Source organism: Streptomyces katrae (genome assembly GCF_000717655.1).
GTDB lineage: Bacteria > Actinomycetota > Actinomycetes > Streptomycetales > Streptomycetaceae > Streptomyces > Streptomyces katrae_B.
On record NZ_JNZY01000028.1, the window covers coordinates 71,200 to 85,590 of the forward strand.

12 protein-coding genes are annotated in these 14,391 nt (G+C 72.5%); 3 read left to right on the forward strand and 9 right to left on the reverse strand.

Translation table 11 applies throughout. The features are described 5' to 3' along the window. Positions 1-6: 6 nt before the first annotated feature. Positions 7-741 carry a DUF2993 domain-containing protein gene (locus IF09_RS0128600; protein WP_051833000.1) on the forward strand — a complete coding sequence of 245 codons (735 nt, stop codon included), beginning with the start codon at positions 7-9 and terminating at the stop codon, positions 739-741. On the opposite strand, the gene IF09_RS0128605 is transcribed toward IF09_RS0128600, so the two are convergent. From IF09_RS0128605 to IF09_RS0128635, 7 genes are all read right to left on the reverse strand, one after another. Continuing rightward, positions 734-1,549, reverse strand: coding sequence for a class I SAM-dependent methyltransferase (locus IF09_RS0128605; RefSeq protein ID WP_030300408.1), 816 nt, complete (start codon positions 1,547-1,549; stop codon positions 734-736). The two genes, IF09_RS0128600 and IF09_RS0128605, sit on opposite strands and share 8 nt — an antisense overlap. Positions 1,550-1,610: 61 nt before the next feature. Then, positions 1,611-2,618, reverse strand: coding sequence for a carbohydrate kinase family protein (locus IF09_RS0128610; RefSeq protein ID WP_030300410.1), 1,008 nt, complete (start codon positions 2,616-2,618; stop codon positions 1,611-1,613). Beyond that, positions 2,615-3,604: a zinc-dependent alcohol dehydrogenase family protein gene (locus IF09_RS0128615; protein WP_030300412.1), complete on the reverse strand. Its 990-nt coding sequence runs from the start codon at positions 3,602-3,604 to the stop codon at positions 2,615-2,617. The genes IF09_RS0128610 and IF09_RS0128615 overlap by 4 nt, the downstream gene beginning before the upstream one ends. Beyond that, positions 3,601-4,428 (reverse strand): carbohydrate ABC transporter permease, encoded by an 828-nt coding sequence (locus IF09_RS0128620; protein WP_030300414.1) that lies wholly within the window; start codon positions 4,426-4,428, stop codon positions 3,601-3,603. The genes IF09_RS0128615 and IF09_RS0128620 overlap by 4 nt, the downstream gene beginning before the upstream one ends. Continuing rightward, a complete protein-coding gene (locus IF09_RS0128625; RefSeq protein ID WP_078613511.1) occupies positions 4,425-5,396 on the reverse strand; it encodes a carbohydrate ABC transporter permease in 972 nt (323 codons plus the stop codon). The genes IF09_RS0128620 and IF09_RS0128625 overlap by 4 nt, the downstream gene beginning before the upstream one ends. A gap of 45 nt (positions 5,397-5,441) precedes the next feature. Then, positions 5,442-6,800, reverse strand: a complete 1,359-nt coding sequence (locus IF09_RS0128630; RefSeq protein WP_030300418.1) for an ABC transporter substrate-binding protein — start codon at positions 6,798-6,800, stop codon at positions 5,442-5,444. Positions 6,801-6,923: 123 nt separating this feature from the next. Further along, positions 6,924-7,682 (reverse strand): DeoR/GlpR family DNA-binding transcription regulator, encoded by a 759-nt coding sequence (locus IF09_RS0128635; RefSeq protein WP_030300420.1) that lies wholly within the window; start codon positions 7,680-7,682, stop codon positions 6,924-6,926. Between the two features lie 483 nt (positions 7,683-8,165). On the opposite strand from IF09_RS0128635, the gene IF09_RS47375 reads away from it, so the two are divergent. Both IF09_RS47375 and IF09_RS48330 read left to right on the forward strand, forming a co-directional pair. Further along, positions 8,166-8,747 carry a sigma-70 family RNA polymerase sigma factor gene (locus tag IF09_RS47375; protein WP_051833002.1) on the forward strand — a complete coding sequence of 194 codons (582 nt, stop codon included), beginning with the start codon at positions 8,166-8,168 and terminating at the stop codon, positions 8,745-8,747. Between the two features lie 40 nt (positions 8,748-8,787). Then, entirely contained in the window at positions 8,788-11,295 is a 2,508-nt protein-coding gene (locus IF09_RS48330) for an MDR family MFS transporter (protein ID WP_078613506.1), read from the forward strand. A 36-nt stretch (positions 11,296-11,331) separates the two neighbouring features. Here IF09_RS48330 and IF09_RS48335 read toward each other — a convergent pair whose 3' ends face one another. Both IF09_RS48335 and IF09_RS48340 read right to left on the reverse strand, forming a co-directional pair. Next, positions 11,332-13,155 carry a hypothetical protein gene (locus tag IF09_RS48335; protein ID WP_324606872.1) on the reverse strand — a complete coding sequence of 608 codons (1,824 nt, stop codon included), beginning with the start codon at positions 13,153-13,155 and terminating at the stop codon, positions 11,332-11,334. A 54-nt stretch (positions 13,156-13,209) separates the two neighbouring features. Next, complete coding sequence (locus IF09_RS48340; RefSeq protein WP_324606873.1) at positions 13,210-14,232, reverse strand: ATP-binding protein; 1,023 nt, start codon at positions 14,230-14,232, stop codon at positions 13,210-13,212. Positions 14,233-14,391: the final 159 nt, after the last annotated feature.

Genomic DNA, 14,391 nt, shown 5'->3' on the forward strand with positions numbered 1-14,391 from the left:
GCACCCATGCCCCTGAAGTCCCCGTACATCCCGACAACATCGAAGAGCCGGACCGTACGTACGGCTCCGCCACGGCGGCGGGCCCGGCGCGCCGTCGCCGTCGCCGTGGCCGTGCTGGCGGGCACCCTGCTGATCACGGCCGACGCCGTGGCCCGCCAAGTGGGCGAGGAGAGGTTCGCCGACCGGATCGCCGCCCGCCAGGGCCGCAGCCTGGCGTCGCCGGAGGTCACCATCGAGGGCTCCCCCTTCCTGCTCGACGCCGCCAGGGGTACGTACCCCGAGGTGCGCGTCAAGGCAGACGCCCGCACCGGCGACGGCATCCCGGTGAAGGCCGCGGTGGACCTCCACGAGGTGTCCGAGCACGCCGGCCGCTATGCGGCGGAGTCGTTGGACGCCGCGTTCACGGCCCCGTTCGCCGCGCTCGGCTCCCGCGGCGACCGCAGCGTCCGGCTCTCCGACGCGGGCGACGGCCGGGTGCGGATCGAGACCGGCGTCGTGGGCATGCCACTGGTCATCACGGCCGGACTCCGCCTCGACGCCGGAGCCGTCACCCTGAGCGCGGACAGCGCCTCCCTGGCCGGCCGCCCCATCGACCCGGCCGCCCCCGCCATCGCCAGGGCACTGTCGCAGCGCAGCCGGGAGATCCCGCCCCTCCCGATGGGCCTGGAGCCCACCGCCGTATCGGTGGGCCCCGGCGGGGTGACCGTGCACGCCCGCGCCCCACGCACGGACCTCACCTGACGCGACCGGCCGGGCTGCGGCCCCAGGCGGTGAGCATTCCGGGGGACAGCGCGGCGCAGTCCGGAGAGTCGAGATACCGGATCGCCTCGTCGACCGTCGCGTCGTCGACGAGTCCCGTGGCCACGATCGACTCCCGGGCCCGGTCCCATGTCCCGGCCCAGAAGCGGCTGATGGGGCTCTGCGGGACCAGGGGTGGCACCCGTATCTCGGCGGCGACGGACACGAGCCCCGCATCGCGCAGGTGCTTCGGGTAGTCCGGGACCCCCGAGATGTCGGTGCCGATGGTGTCCCGCAGCCCTTGCCACATGGCCTGCACGACCCGGGTGTAGGGGGTCAGCGGCGCGGTACGGGTGGTCAGGTCGACGGCGTCGCCGAGGACCAGCACCCCGCCCTCGGCCAGCAGGCCGGCGAGCCGGGTGATCAGGCTCCGCCACGACGGCAGGTGCATCAGGACGAAGCGGGCGTGGACGAGCTGGAAACGGCCGCCGGGGTCGAACTCCGGCCCGCTGATGTCGGCCTCCAGGAGGTCGAGCCCCGGCAGGGGACGGGTGCTGAGGAAACGCACGTCGCGGTCGACCGCGAGGACGTGTCGCACCCCGGCCTCCTCGATCAGCCGCCGGGCGATCGTGCCGGTGCCGGCCCCCACCTCGAGGCAGTTCCAGCCCGGCCCGGCCCCCAGGGCCCGCAGGCGGTCCATCGTCATGTCGTCGTACGCGAGCGCCCCGAGGTCGATGCGATCGTCCTCGCCGGCCTGCTCGGGCCGGAACACGGTCTCGCCGTAGCGGCCGTGCCCGTCACCTGTGCCCATGCGTCGGTCACCACCTCTGCGCCGCCGTGGACACCGGTCGCCGCCGCGGCGTGCCCTGCCATTATCGCCGGGGTGCCCCGCCCGCGCCCGGTGTGAAGTCATCGCGCGTCGGCGGGTCCGCGCCCTCGCGGGTACAGGTCAGCGCGGCCGCGCGGGCGGCCAGGCAGAGGGCCGCGGCCACGCGCCGGTCGGGGTGGACCGAGCCCGTGGCCTCACGGAGCGCCGTACGGGCGCGCGGGGCGTCGGGCAGTCCGGCCGAGCCCAGCAGGCCGGTGTGGAGCAGACCGCTGACCAGGCCCGCCATGAAGGCGTCGCCCGCGCCCACGGTGTCGGCCACCTCGACGGGAGGTGCCGGTACATCGCAGCGGCCCTCGCGCCAGAAGGCCCGCGCACCCGAACCGCCCAGGGTCAGCACCACCAGCGCCGGCCCGTCGCCGGCCGCCCAGCGCCGGGCCGTCTCCTCGGGGGACCGCCCCGGGTAGAGCCGGCCGACGTCCTCCTCGCTGGCCTTCACCACGTCGCTCAGCGCGACGAAACGCTCGGCGCGCTCCCGCTCCCGGTCGGCCCCCGCGAGCAGGGCGGGCCTGATGTTCGGGTCGTACGAGACCGTGGCGCGGGCCCGGCCGGCCTCGACGGCGGTGAACACCCGGTCCGCGCCCGGCGCGAGGGCCGTCGCGATCGAACCGGTGTGGAGATGGGCCGGTGCCGGGTCGGCAGAGGAGCCGAGCGCGGCGGGCGGCAGGTCCCAGGTGATGTCGAACGCGTAGTGCGCGGTGCCCGCGGCGTCCAGGCGGGCGGTGGCCGACGACGTCGGGTCGTCGGTGAAGGACCCGGGGGTGAGCACCACGCCACTGTCGCGCAGGCGGGCGCGCAGGTCGCGGCCCGGCCGGTCGCGGCCGAGGCGGGTGGCGAGCCGGACCGGGTGGCCCAGCCTGGCCAGACCCAGTGCCACGTTGGCCGGGCTGCCGCCCGGCCGGGCGCGCCGGGTCCCGTCCTCACCGGTCAGGATGTCGGTGATCGCCTCGCCGATGACGAGGACCGGGGCGGTCGGGGCGAGGTCCGCCGTCACGGGGTCACCAGGATCTTGCGGCCCTGCCCGGCCCGGAACCGCTGGAGGGCGGAGGCGTAGTCGGTGAGCGGCAGCCGGTCGCTGATGAACACGTCCGGGTCGAGGACGCCCGCGCCGAAGAGCTCGGCGGCCCGCTCGTAGCTGTGCAGGACCGCCATCGACCCGGTGATGGTGATCTCCCGGTTGTAGATGCGGTACGGCTCGATCGTGGCGCGGGCGGCGCGGTCGGCCACCCCGAACTGGAGGTACGTACCGCCCCGGGCCACCCGGCCGAGGCCGTCCTGGATGGCCTGTTCGCTGCCGGTGGCGTCGATGACGAGGTCCCAGCCGCGGGGCCGGCCGATCTCGTCCGGGGAGCCGGCGGCGCGGGAGCAGCCGAGGGTGCGGGCGGTCGCCAGGCGTTCGGGGTTGATGTCGACGATGTCGACGACGACGGCGCCGGTGCGTTTGGCGAGCTCCAGCATCATCAGGCCCATCGTGCCCGAGCCGTAGATCAGGACGCTGCTGGCGAGTTGGGCGCGCAGGACGTCGTATCCGCGTACCGCGCAGGACAGCGGCTCGATCAGGGCAGCGTCCTCGGGTCGGACGTGGTCGGGCAGTTTGACGCAGTTGGCCGCGGGCGCGACGGCGAACTCGGCCGCGGCTCCCGGGGCGGTGACACCGATCGCCGCGTAACGCTCGCACAGGTTGTTGCGCCCGATGCGGCAGTAGTGGCAGGCGTTGCAGTACAGCGACGGGTCGACCGCGACCCGGTCGCCGAGGGCCAGCCCGCTCACCCCGGGGCCGTAGGCGACGACGGAACCGGCGAACTCGTGGCCCGGTACGAGGGGGAGGCGGGGCGCGAACTCGCCCTGGAGGATGTGCAGATCGGTTCCGCACAGACCGCACGCGGCGACCTGGACCACCACCTCCCCGGCTCCGGGCTTCGGGTCGTCGACGGTCTCGATCGTCACGACGCCGGGAGCGCTGATGACGGCTGCTTTCACTTGACTGCTCCAAGGGAGAGGCCCTGGACGAGCTTGTCCTGGGCGGCGAACCCGGCGACGAGGACCGGCAGCGAGATGCACACGGCGGCGGCGCACACCTTCGCCAGGAAGAGCCCCTGGCTGGTGACGAACCCGGTGAGGAAGACGGGTGCGGTACCGGCCACGACGCCGGTCAGGACGCGGGCGAAGAGAAGCTCGTTCCAGCTGAAGACGAACGAGATGAGCGCGGTGGCGGCGATGCCGGGAGCGGCGACGGGTGCCACGATCCGCACCAGGGTGGTCGGCACCCCCGCGCCGTCGATGGAGGCCGCCTCCAGGATCTCCTTGGGCACCTCGGCCAGGAAGGAGCGCATCATCCAGACGGCGATCGGCAGGTTCATCGAGGTGTAGAGGATGACCAGGAGCCAGATGTTGTCCAGCATCCCGGCGTTCCGGGCGATGAGGTACAGCGGCAGCAGCCCGGCCACGACGGGGAGCATCTTCGTCGAGAGGAAGAAGAACAGCACATCGGTCCACTTCCGGACCGGCCTGATGGACAGGGCGTACGCGGCGGGCAGGGCCAGCGCCAGGACCAGCAGGGTCGACACGACGCTCGCCGTGGCCGAGTTGATCAGCGGCGGCCACGGGCTCGTCCCCGTACTCGCCCCGAAGAACTCCCGGTAGCCGTCCAGGGTGAGCGAGGCGCCTATGGCGGGCGGGCTGGTCGCGGCGTCCTGCTCGCTGTGCAGCGAGGTGAGGACCATCCACCCGAAGGGGAGGAAGAACAGCAGAGCGCAGAGCCAGGCCAGCGGGCCCCGGATGCTGCGGCGGACCAGGGCGGTCACAGCGCCTCCTCGCGGAACAGGGACGAGACGGTACGCAACGCGAAGGTGGCGATGACCATGCAGCACAGGACGACGAGGACGCCCTCGGCGGAGGCCTGGCCGTAGTCGTGGGCCTGGTAGAAGGTCTGGTAGACGGTGTAGGGGAGGTTGGCGGTGCCGAGGCCGCCGGAGGTGAGGGTGAAGACCGCGTCGAAGTTCTGGACGACGTGGATGCTGCCGAGCAGGGCGGCCAGCTCCAGGTAGCGGCGCAGGTGCGGGAACGTGAGGTGGCGGAAGACCTGCCAGCTGCCGGCCCCGTCCACGTACGCGGCTTCGACGATGTCGGGTGGCCGGCTCTGCAGCCCCGCGAGCAGGATCAGCATCATGAACGGCGTCCACTGCCAGATCAGCGACACCTCCACCGCGACCAGCGGGAGGCTGGACATCCAGTCGGGCTGCGGGGCGGCGTCACTCCCGAACAGGCTCCAGATCCAGGTGAGCGAACCGTTGATCAGCCCGTACGAGGCGTTGTAGAGCGCGTGTTTCCAGAGCAGGGCGGACGCGGCCGGGACGACGAGGAAGGGCGCGATGAGCAGGGTGCGGACGATGCCGCGGCCGAGGAAGCTCCCGTCGAGGAGCAGCGCCAGCCCGAGGCCGAGGAGAAGGCTGGTGAGCACCACCGCCGAGGTGAGGACGACCGTGGTGACGAGCGAGGACCTCAGCGCGGGATCGGTCAGGGCGTCACGGTAGTTGGCGAGCCCGCCGAAGCCGCGGTCGTCCGGCGCCAGGGCGTTCCAGCGCAGGAACGAGATGACCAGGGTGGCGAGGAACGGCAGCTGCGTCACCGCGATCAGGAAGACCAGGGCCGGCAGCAGCGGGGCGCGCCGGGCCCAGGTGCCGCGGGGGCGTGATCCGCCGGTGCGGGCGGCCCGGTGCGGGCCCCCGCGCAGGGCGGTGCGAGCGGGTGTGGCTGTCACAGGGGCGGTCATGGGGGCGTTCATGGGGGCGGTCATGGTGGGCCTCCGTCCTGCCGTTCAGTTGCCCGCGTACTTCTTGGCGACGGCCTCGGCCCGGGTCTGTCCGGCCTTGAGGGCTTCGGTGACGCTCGTACGGCCCGCGATGGCGGAGCTGATCTGCTGGGAGACCTCGGTGCCGAGGTCGGTGAATTCGGGGATGCCGACGAACTGGATGCCCGGGGCGGGCCGCGGCTGGACGCCGGGGTCGGCGGGGTCGGCCGTGGTCAGCGCGGACTTGGTGGCGTCGGCGAAGGCGGAGGCGGCGGCCACGTACTGCGGGTTGGCGTAGGTGGAGGTGCGCTTGCCGGCCGGGAGGCGGGACCAGCCGAGCTGCTCGCCGACGAGGTTCTCGTACTCCTTGCTCGACGCCCAGGAGACGAACTTCCAGGCGTCGTCCTGGTGTTTGCCGGCCTTCTGCAGGCCCCAGGCCCAGGTGTAGAGCCAGCCGGAGCTCTTCGTCCGCTCGACGGGCGCGGGCGCGTAGCCGACCTTGCCCGCGACGGGGGAGGCCTTGTCCTCCAAGGGGCCGGCGGCGGAGGTCGCGTCGTACCACATGGCGACCTTGCCCTGTTCCATCTCGTTGAGGCACTCGGTGAACCCGGCCTGGGGGGCACCGGCTTCGCCGTGTGCGCGGACCAGGCCGACGTAGAACGTGACGGCCTCGGCGAACTCGGGGCTGTCGAGCCGCGCCTTCCAGTCCTTGTCGAACCAGGTGCCGCCCATGGTGTTCACGACGGTCGTCAGCGGGGCCATCACCTCACCCCAGCCCGGCAGGCCGCGCAGGCAGATCCCCTTCATGCCGGGCCGGGCCCCGTCGGCCTTCGCCGCCAGCTCGGCGACCTGGGCCCAGGTGGGGTTCGCGGGCACGGTCAGGTTCTTCTCGGCGAAGACGTCCTTGCGGTACATGAGGAACGAGGACTCGCCGTAGAAGGGTTCCGCGTAGATCTCGCCGGAGGCGGTGAGGGACTGCCGGATCGGGGGCAGGATGTCGCCCTGGTCGAAGGCGGGGTCGGCCTGGGCGCGGGCGGTGAGCGGGGAGAGCCAGCCGTTCCTGGCGTAGATCGGGGTCTCGTAGTTGCTGATGGTGGCGACGTCGTACTGGCCGGCCTGGCTGGCGAAGTCCTGGCTGATCTTGTCCCGTACGTCGTTCTCGGGCAGCGCGGTGAAGTTGACCTTGATGCCGGTCGCCTTGGTGAAGTGGCCGGCGGTGAGCTTCTGGAGGTCCACCATCTGCGGGTTGTTGACCATCAGCACGTTGATGGAACGGGCCCCGGAGCCGCCGGCGGCCGCGCCGGCGCCGGAGCACGCGGCGAGTACGGCGAGGCCGAGTCCGACGGCTCCCGCGCGGGCGGCGGCTGCTGCCCTTCTGGTCGTCATGGTGGATCCCCTTCGCGGTAGTGGTTTCGGGCACGCCGAAGACACGCGCGGCGCGCGGGAGGCCCTCGTCGGCGCCGGGCCGGAGCCCGGGTCGGAGTCGGCCGGAATCGGGCCGGAGCCGGATCAGACGCGCATGACCTGCGGGCCGAGGAGCGTGTACCGGTGGGCCTCGGCGGCGGACAGTCCGGTGTCCGTGATGATCGTCTCGAAGTCGGACACCTCGGCGAAGCGGCAGAAGCTGCTCGCCCCGAACTTGCCGTGATGTCCCATGAAGATCCGTCTGCGGGAAACCTCCAGAGCCTTCGCCTTGACGTCGGCCACGACCGGATCGGGCGTGGTGAGGCCGGAGTCCCGGGAGATTCCGTTCGAGCCCAGGTACGCCAGGTCGATGACGAAGCCCGAGAGCATCGCACAGGCCCAGGAGCCCACGGTGGCCAGCGTCCGGGCGCGGACCCGGCCGCCCAGGAGCAGCACGGTGTGGGGCGAATCGGCCACCGCCGCAGCCGTCGACAGCGAAGCGGTGACCAGGGTGAGCGGTCGGTCGGTGGGCAGCAGCGTCGCGAGCAGCTGGGGGGTGTACCCCTCGTCGATGAAGACGGTCTCCGCTCCGCCGAGCAGTTTGGCGCCCTGCGCGGCGATCCGGCGCTTGTTCTCGACATGGAGCGTGACCCGCTGCGCCAGGTTCGTCTCGAAGCCGGCGCTCTCGACGGGATACGCGCCGCCGTGCGTGCGGCGGACCAGGCCCCGGCGCTCCAGTTCGCTCAGGTCCCGGCGGATCGTCTCCGGCGCCACCCCGAAGTCGGCCGCCACACCCGCGACCTCGAGCCGTCCCTGCTGCCGTGCCAGGGTGAGCAGCCGCTGGTGACGTTCCTCTGACCGCATCGGACGTACCTGCCCTTCCCTCGCCCGTTCGGGCACCGGCGGCCCGAACGGGCCTGCCAAAGATTTATACCGCCGGGCGTGAGCTGCGTACCGGCCCGTTCCGGGCAGGAGATGGCCTGGATGTGTCCGTTCCGGAAACCGGCCAACGGCACGTCAGAGCCGTTCGGCCGGTCATTCCGGGCGCCGGGGGTGCCCGTTCGGCGGCCTGTGCGTGCCGGATCGTGTGCGGGCCGCCCCGCGTCGTGCTCGAAACTCCCCGGGCGCGAATCGGGCCGGCGAAACCCGCCGTTCGGGCACGCGGTGCGGGTGCCAGGTCGTGCGGATCACCTGCGAACTGGGGATTCGTGCCCGTCCGGGCGGTCGGACTCGGGCGCGATCCGCTCGACAACGGGCCCGGTCCGGCTGGCCGTTCGGGGCTACAACATCATCAGAGATCAGAAACGGCAGCTGCTGACTGCCGGTGCCGGACCGGAGGGAACCGCCTTGAACGACGTGCCGATACCGACCCCGCAGGCATCGGAGAACCGTTCCGCGGAGCCGACCGACGAATTTCTGAGAGCGCTCTACGACAGGTACGGACACGTGCTGATGCGCTTCGCGGACCGGCTGCTGGGCGGCGACTGGCACCGGGCCGAGGACGTGTTCCAGGAAGCGGCCATCCGTGCCTGGCAGCACGCCGCCGAACTCGACCCCGACACCGAGGCACTGCGCCCCTGGCTGTTCACCGTGGTCCGCAACCTGGTGATCGACGGCTACCGGGTCCGCCGGACGCGCCCGCCGGAGGCCGACGACGAGGGTCTGGGCCGGCTGCCCGTACCCGACGGGGTGGACCGGGCCCTCACCACGCACGTCGTGTTCGACGCCATGCGCGACCTCGCGCCGTTCCAGCGGGAGGTGCTGCTGCACATGTACTACATGGGACGCAGCGTGAGCCAGACCGCGAAGGTGCTGGGCGTGCCGCCCGGCACGGTCAAATCGCGTACGCACTACGCGATGCGCGCCCTCCGGGAAGAACTGAGCAGCCGGGGGCTGCGAGGGCCCGTCAGCGCTGATCGATTCGGCTGATGTCCCCACCGTCATCGGATCGTTGAAATACCCTCTTCCCGTGGACCAGCTGACCGCCGAAGACCCGCCGCGCATGGGCCCGTACCGATTGATCGCCCGGCTGGGCGCGGGCGGCATGGGCCTGGTCTATCTGGGTCGCTCCGAGGGCGGCCGTACCGTGGCCGTGAAAGTCGTGCAGGCCGAGTACGCCGGGCACCCCGAGTTCCGCAAGCGCTTCGCCCGCGAAGTGGCCGCCGCGCGCAGGGTGGGCGGGAGCTGTACGGCGGCCGTGCTCGATGCCGATCCCGAGGCCGCCATCCCCTGGGTGGCCACGCAGTACATCGCGGGGCCCGACCTGCACGCCGTGGTCGCCAAGCACTTCGGGCCGCTGCCCGAGCACTCGGTGCACACCCTCGCCCATCGCCTCGCCCTCGCCCTCCGGGCCGTGCACGGGGCGGGCCTGATCCATCGCGACCTCAAGCCCTCCAACGTCCTCGTCACCGTCGACGGCCCCCGCCTCATCGACTTCGGCATCGCACGGGCGATGGACAGCCTCGCCGAGGACCACAGCCTTCACACCCGTACCGGCATGCTGATCGGTTCCCCCGGCTTCATGTCGCCGGAACAGGTCCGCGGCCTCGAACTCACCCCGGCCAGCGACGTCTTCTGCCTGGGCGCCGTTCTCGTCTACGCCGCCACCGGGCGGTTCCTCTTCGGCGCCACCGACACCGGGCTCAACGCCCACCTCTTCCGGGTCGCCGAGGAGGAGGCCGACCTGACCGGCGTACCGGAGCCGCTGGCCGACCTCGTACGCGCATGCCTGCACAAGGACCCGGCCCGCCGGCCCACCCCCCAGGAGGTGGCCGAGCGTACGGCGACGGACCAGGCCGCGGAGTGGCTACCGGGTGCGGTCCTGGCGCAACTCGGGCGCCACGCAGCCGAGTTGCTGGACTACGCCCCCGCGGTGCATGCCCCGGCCCCGGCCGAAACCGCCGCGCCGCAGCCCGGGCCGCTGCCGCCCCCGCCGCCCGAGTACGCCCCGACGGCCCCCGGGCACTTCGATCCCGCGCAGGGCTTCGGACCGCCTCCGGGCCCGCCCCCGAGCGCCTGGAGCGTACCCCCGCCCCGGGCCGCCGCCCTTGCGGACCCCGCGTCCCCGCACCCCAGGCGCTGGTGGGGCCTGGTGGTGATCGCCCTGGCGCAGCTGATGGTGCTGTTCCAGGCGGCGAACTTCAGCATGGCGATCCCCGCGATCCAGGCCGACCTGGGCCTCTCCGGTGACGGCCTCGACCCGATGACCAACGCCTATTTCATCGCCTTCGCCGCGGTGCTGCTGGTCGGCGGGCACATCGCGGACGTCGTCGGACGCAAACAGACCGTGATCGTCGGCCTGATCGGATGCGCAGCCGCCTCCGCGCTCGGCGCAGCGGCAGGCGAGTCGGGCACGCTGGTCTGGGCCCGCGTCCTGCAGGGCGTCTTCGGCGCACTGCTGACATCGGCCGGGCTGTCCCTGGTGGCCACCGGTTTCACCGACCCGAAGGAACGCGGCAGGGCCTTCGGGATCTACGCCGCGGTCACCGGCGGCGGGTGGGCAGTCGGGCTGGCCGCGGGCGGCTGGTTCCTGGAGGTCCTGTCCTGGCGCGCGGCCCTGTCCGCCGCCATCCCCGTCGCCGTGATCGCCCTCATCGGCGCGCTCACCCTGCTGCCCGACCGGGGAGACCGCACCGGCGGCCACTTCGACCTGCCCGGCGTGCTGCTCGGCTCCGGCGCAGTCGCAGCCCTCGTCTACGGCCTCGGCGAGGGCCAGTCGCGCGGGTGGGACACCCCCCTGGTCCTGGCCCTGCTCGCGGGGGGCGCCCTCCTGATCGTGGCCTTCGTGTGGTGGCAGACCGCGACATCGAGCCCGCTCCTGCCGCCGTACGTCTTCAAGGACCCGAACCGTGCCGGCAGCTTCCTCAGCATGATCCTCGCCGGCGCCGGCATCCTCGTCCTGTACCCGGCCGTGGCGTACCACCTCCAGAGCGTCTGCGGCTACGCCCCGCTCATGGCCGGACTGGCCCACCTGCCCATGATCGCCGCCCTCGCCATCGTCTCCACCCAGGTCTCCGCCCGCCTCCTGCGCCGCGCCGCGCCCGGCGTCCTGATCCTGGCGGGCATGCTGCTCACGGCCGTCGGGCTGCTCCTGCTGACCGGCATGAGCGTCGACGGCGCGTACGCCACCGAGGTGCTGCCCGGCATGCTCCTCGCCGGCTCCGGCATCGGCCTGGCCTTCGTGCCGATCTTCGCCACCGCGACCGGCGGAGTCGCCGCCGAGCACTCCGGTGGAGCCGCGGGAGCGATCAACACGGCCCACGAGGTGGGCGCGACGATCGGCGGTGCACTGCTCAGCAGCGTCCTCACCAGCCACCTGCGCGATGTGGCGGCGTCCGAGACGGTAGACACGAAACTGCTGGGCGGCTACACGGCCACGCTCTGGTGGGCGGCCGGCAGTGTGCTGCTCGCCGGCCTCGTCGCCGTGCTGATGATCAGGGACCGGGTACCCCGGGACGGCGCCCGCGCACCGCTGTGAAGCTCTCAGCGGCGGCGGGCGGGCGTCGTCCGGCCGTCAGACTCCCAGGGCTCGGCGCAGGCCGAGCCGGTCGGTGCCCAGCTTGGTGAAGACCGCCGACAGCAGCTCCGAGACCACCTGAGCGTCGGTGTTCATCCTCGCCGCGATCGCCGTGTTGTCGAGCCCGAGGGCGGCATGCCCGGCCGCCGTGTTCTCGGCGACCGTCAAGGTGTCCTGCTCGAACGTGTGCAGACGGCGGGGGCGCAGCCCGGCCGACGCGAGCTGGGAACGGGCACGGCGTGCCAGACCATCGGCGCCGCATGCAGCAGCCGTTTCCATGCCCCGGTAGAGCTGCTGCGCCGCCCGGTGCGGGTCACCGAGCGTGTGCAGCGCCGTGCCGTGATCGACGAGCGCATGGGCGAGTTCGCAGGCGGCCGGGGACTGTTCGAGGTGGTCCACCGCCTCCTGCAGCAGAACGGCCGCCTGCGCCGGGTCCGTGGCCGCCGCCGCCACCCGCAGGGCGTGGCCGATCACGCTCGACGTGCCGAACGCCCGCGCCCGGGACACCGCTTCGGCCGCCGTGGCGCGCGCCAGCTCGGGCTCGCGGGCCACCTGTGCCAGCGCCAGGTCGAGTTGCCACGGGCTCCAGGACGGATTGCGGGTGCCCCGCAGATCCAGGCGCTTGCCCGCCGCGGCGAGGTGCTGCACCGCCTCCTCCACCCTGCCCTGGGCCAGGAGGAGCTTGCCGAACACGGCCTGGGGGTCGGGGTAGACGACCGCCTGGGGGAAGCCGTCCCCCAGCTTGTACGTGTGGGCGACCCGCTGCGCGTCCTCGGTGTTCCCGCGGGCGAGCAGTGTCTCGATGAGGGTTCCGATCGCGTACCACTGCGCCGGGGTCCCGTGTCCGATGCGGTCCGCGATCTGCAGTCCGTTGCGTACGAAGTCCTCGGCCTCGGCGAGGCGCCCGCGCCGGAAGCGGACGTATCCGAGCAGGGTGTACACGAACGACAGGTGCGCGCCGCGCCAGCCCTTCGCCTCGAACTCGACGATGCCGGTGTTGAACAGGTCCTCGGCGCGGCCCGGCTGGTCGCAGTACATGAGGGTGACGGCGACGGAGGCCGGCACCTCGAACCCGAAGTCCTGGTCGGTCCAGCTCATGCCGCCGTCCAGTGCCTGTTCCGCGTACTCCAGGGCCGTGACGGCGGGTTCGCCGCGCATGGCGGCGTCCCAGGCCCGCAGGCCCAGGATGTGCCGCTCGGCGAGGCCGCGGCCGGTGATCCGCTTGGCGAACTGGGCGAGGAGCCGGGAGCGGGCGGGCGAGTTCTCCTCGTCGACCCGGACCGAGTTCCACTTGAACTGCTCGGCCTGCATGCGCAGCCGGGTACGGGAGCTCGTGGCGCGCTTGGCCTCCTCCGAGAGGAGGTCGGAGGCATCCGCCAGCTGGCCGGTGTGGGCGAGGGCCTGGGCGAGCCGGTACGTGATCGCCTCGCGCAGGCTCTGTTCGGTCTTGGGCTCTTCCAGCGCGGCCCTGAGCTGGTTGATGGTCGTCGCCGGATCGTGCAGGAGGTTGGCGGAGCCGAGTTCGAACAGCACCTCGGCCCGGTCCTCGACGTCCGGCGGCTCGCGCAGCGCCCGGGCCAGATAGCGCCGTGCGGCATCGGGCGCGCCCGCGGAGAAGCTGTCGCGTGCGGCCTGGCGCAGCTGCTGTACCACCCATGGATCGCCGTCGGGGTGCATCTCGAGCAGGTGGCGGGCCGCGGCGGCGGCGCCCTGTCCGTCGTCGACGAGGGCCTGCGCGGCCATGCCGTGCATGGCGACGCGGACACTGGGCGGGATCGATCGGTAGACGGCGGTGGCGATCAGCGGATGGAAGAACTCCACGACCTCCTTGCGCCGCAGGCTGGTGAGGACGGTCAGGATGCGGGCGCTGCGCAGTTAGTCGATGGCCTCCGCGACCTGGGCCTCACCGAGGGCCGCCACACTGCCGACGATGCTGGTCGGGACCGCGGTGCCGAGCACCGCGGCGGCCCAGGCGAGCCGGACGGTGGACGGTCCGAGCTGCTCGAGGCGGGTGATCAGGCCGCTGCCCTTGACGGCGGAGGCCAGATCGCGCAGCTCGGGGATGCTGTCCTGGTGCGGCTTCAGCTCGCGGTCGCGGCCCTTCATGGCCAGCTCGACGACCTCGAAGGGGTTTCCGCCGGTGATCGCCCAGCACTCCCGGCAGAACACGTCGTCGGCGTTCTGGCCGAGGGCGTCGCGCACTATGCGGGCGACCGCGCTCGTGGTGAGGGGAGCCAGCTCGTGCGGACGCGTTCCCTGGCGCCCCATCAGGGCGCGCAGGGCGCCGGCGTCGGCGGGGATCTCGTCCGGCCTGCAGGCCACCATGATCAGCATGGCCAGTTCCTCGGCCCGCGCCGTGAAAGCGGTCAGCCACGCCAGGGACTCGGCGTCCGCCCAGTGCGCATCGTCGAGGACCAGGACCACGGGGGCGCTGCGCACCGTCAGATGGGTGACGACCCAGTCCAAGCCGTCGCGTACGCCTTGCGGGTCGGGCGCGGTGGGGACTTCCGGGGCGGCGGTCAGGCCGAGCGCCGGGGCGACGATGTTGTACCAGGTGCCGAGGACCTCGTGCCGTTCGGCCTCGGTCATGGCGGCGAACGCCGGCTGGATGAGCTGCCGCATCACGTGGAACGGCACCTGCTTCTCCTGCTCGCCGCCGCGGGCGAACAGTACGGTGCAGTCGCGCTCGGCGGCGTGCCGGCGGGCCTCGGCGAGCAGCGTGGTCTTGCCGATGCCGGCCGACCCCGCGAAGGTCAGCACACCCCCGCGGCGGGCGGCGGGACCGGTGTCCGTGATGCCGCAGAGATCGTCCACCGCGCGGTGGATCGCGAGAATCTCGGACTCCCGTTCGAGCAGGGGCTGGGACGCCCACCCTCGCGGTTCCGTGACATGTGACATTCCTGCCCCCTCCTGCGCGTGCGGCCGAGTGTACGACCCAGGGGACGAGAAATTGCTGCTTAAGAGCCGGTAACAGGATCTTGTTGAGATGTGCTGGTCGGGCGTAACCGGTGCGATGATTCGGCCGTTCGTGGTGGTGTGAGTACTCGGCCGTGGATC

Excerpts from the sequence above, each read along its gene's own strand:
- IF09_RS0128600 (WP_051833000.1), top strand. The coding sequence starts at position 7 with ATGCCCCTGAAGTCCCCGTACATCCCGACAACATCGAAGAGCCGGACC.
- IF09_RS0128605 (WP_030300408.1), bottom strand. The coding sequence starts at position 1,549 with ATGGGCACAGGTGACGGGCACGGCCGCTACGGCGAGACCGTGTTCCGG.
- IF09_RS0128625 (WP_078613511.1), bottom strand. The coding sequence starts at position 5,396 with ATGACCGCCCCTGTGACAGCCACACCCGCTCGCACCGCCCTGCGCGGG.
- IF09_RS0128630 (WP_030300418.1), bottom strand. The coding sequence starts at position 6,800 with ATGACGACCAGAAGGGCAGCAGCCGCCGCCCGCGCGGGAGCCGTCGGA.
- IF09_RS0128635 (WP_030300420.1), bottom strand. The coding sequence starts at position 7,682 with ATGCGGTCAGAGGAACGTCACCAGCGGCTGCTCACCCTGGCACGGCAG.
- IF09_RS48340 (WP_324606873.1), bottom strand. The coding sequence starts at position 14,232 with ATGTCACATGTCACGGAACCGCGAGGGTGGGCGTCCCAGCCCCTGCTC.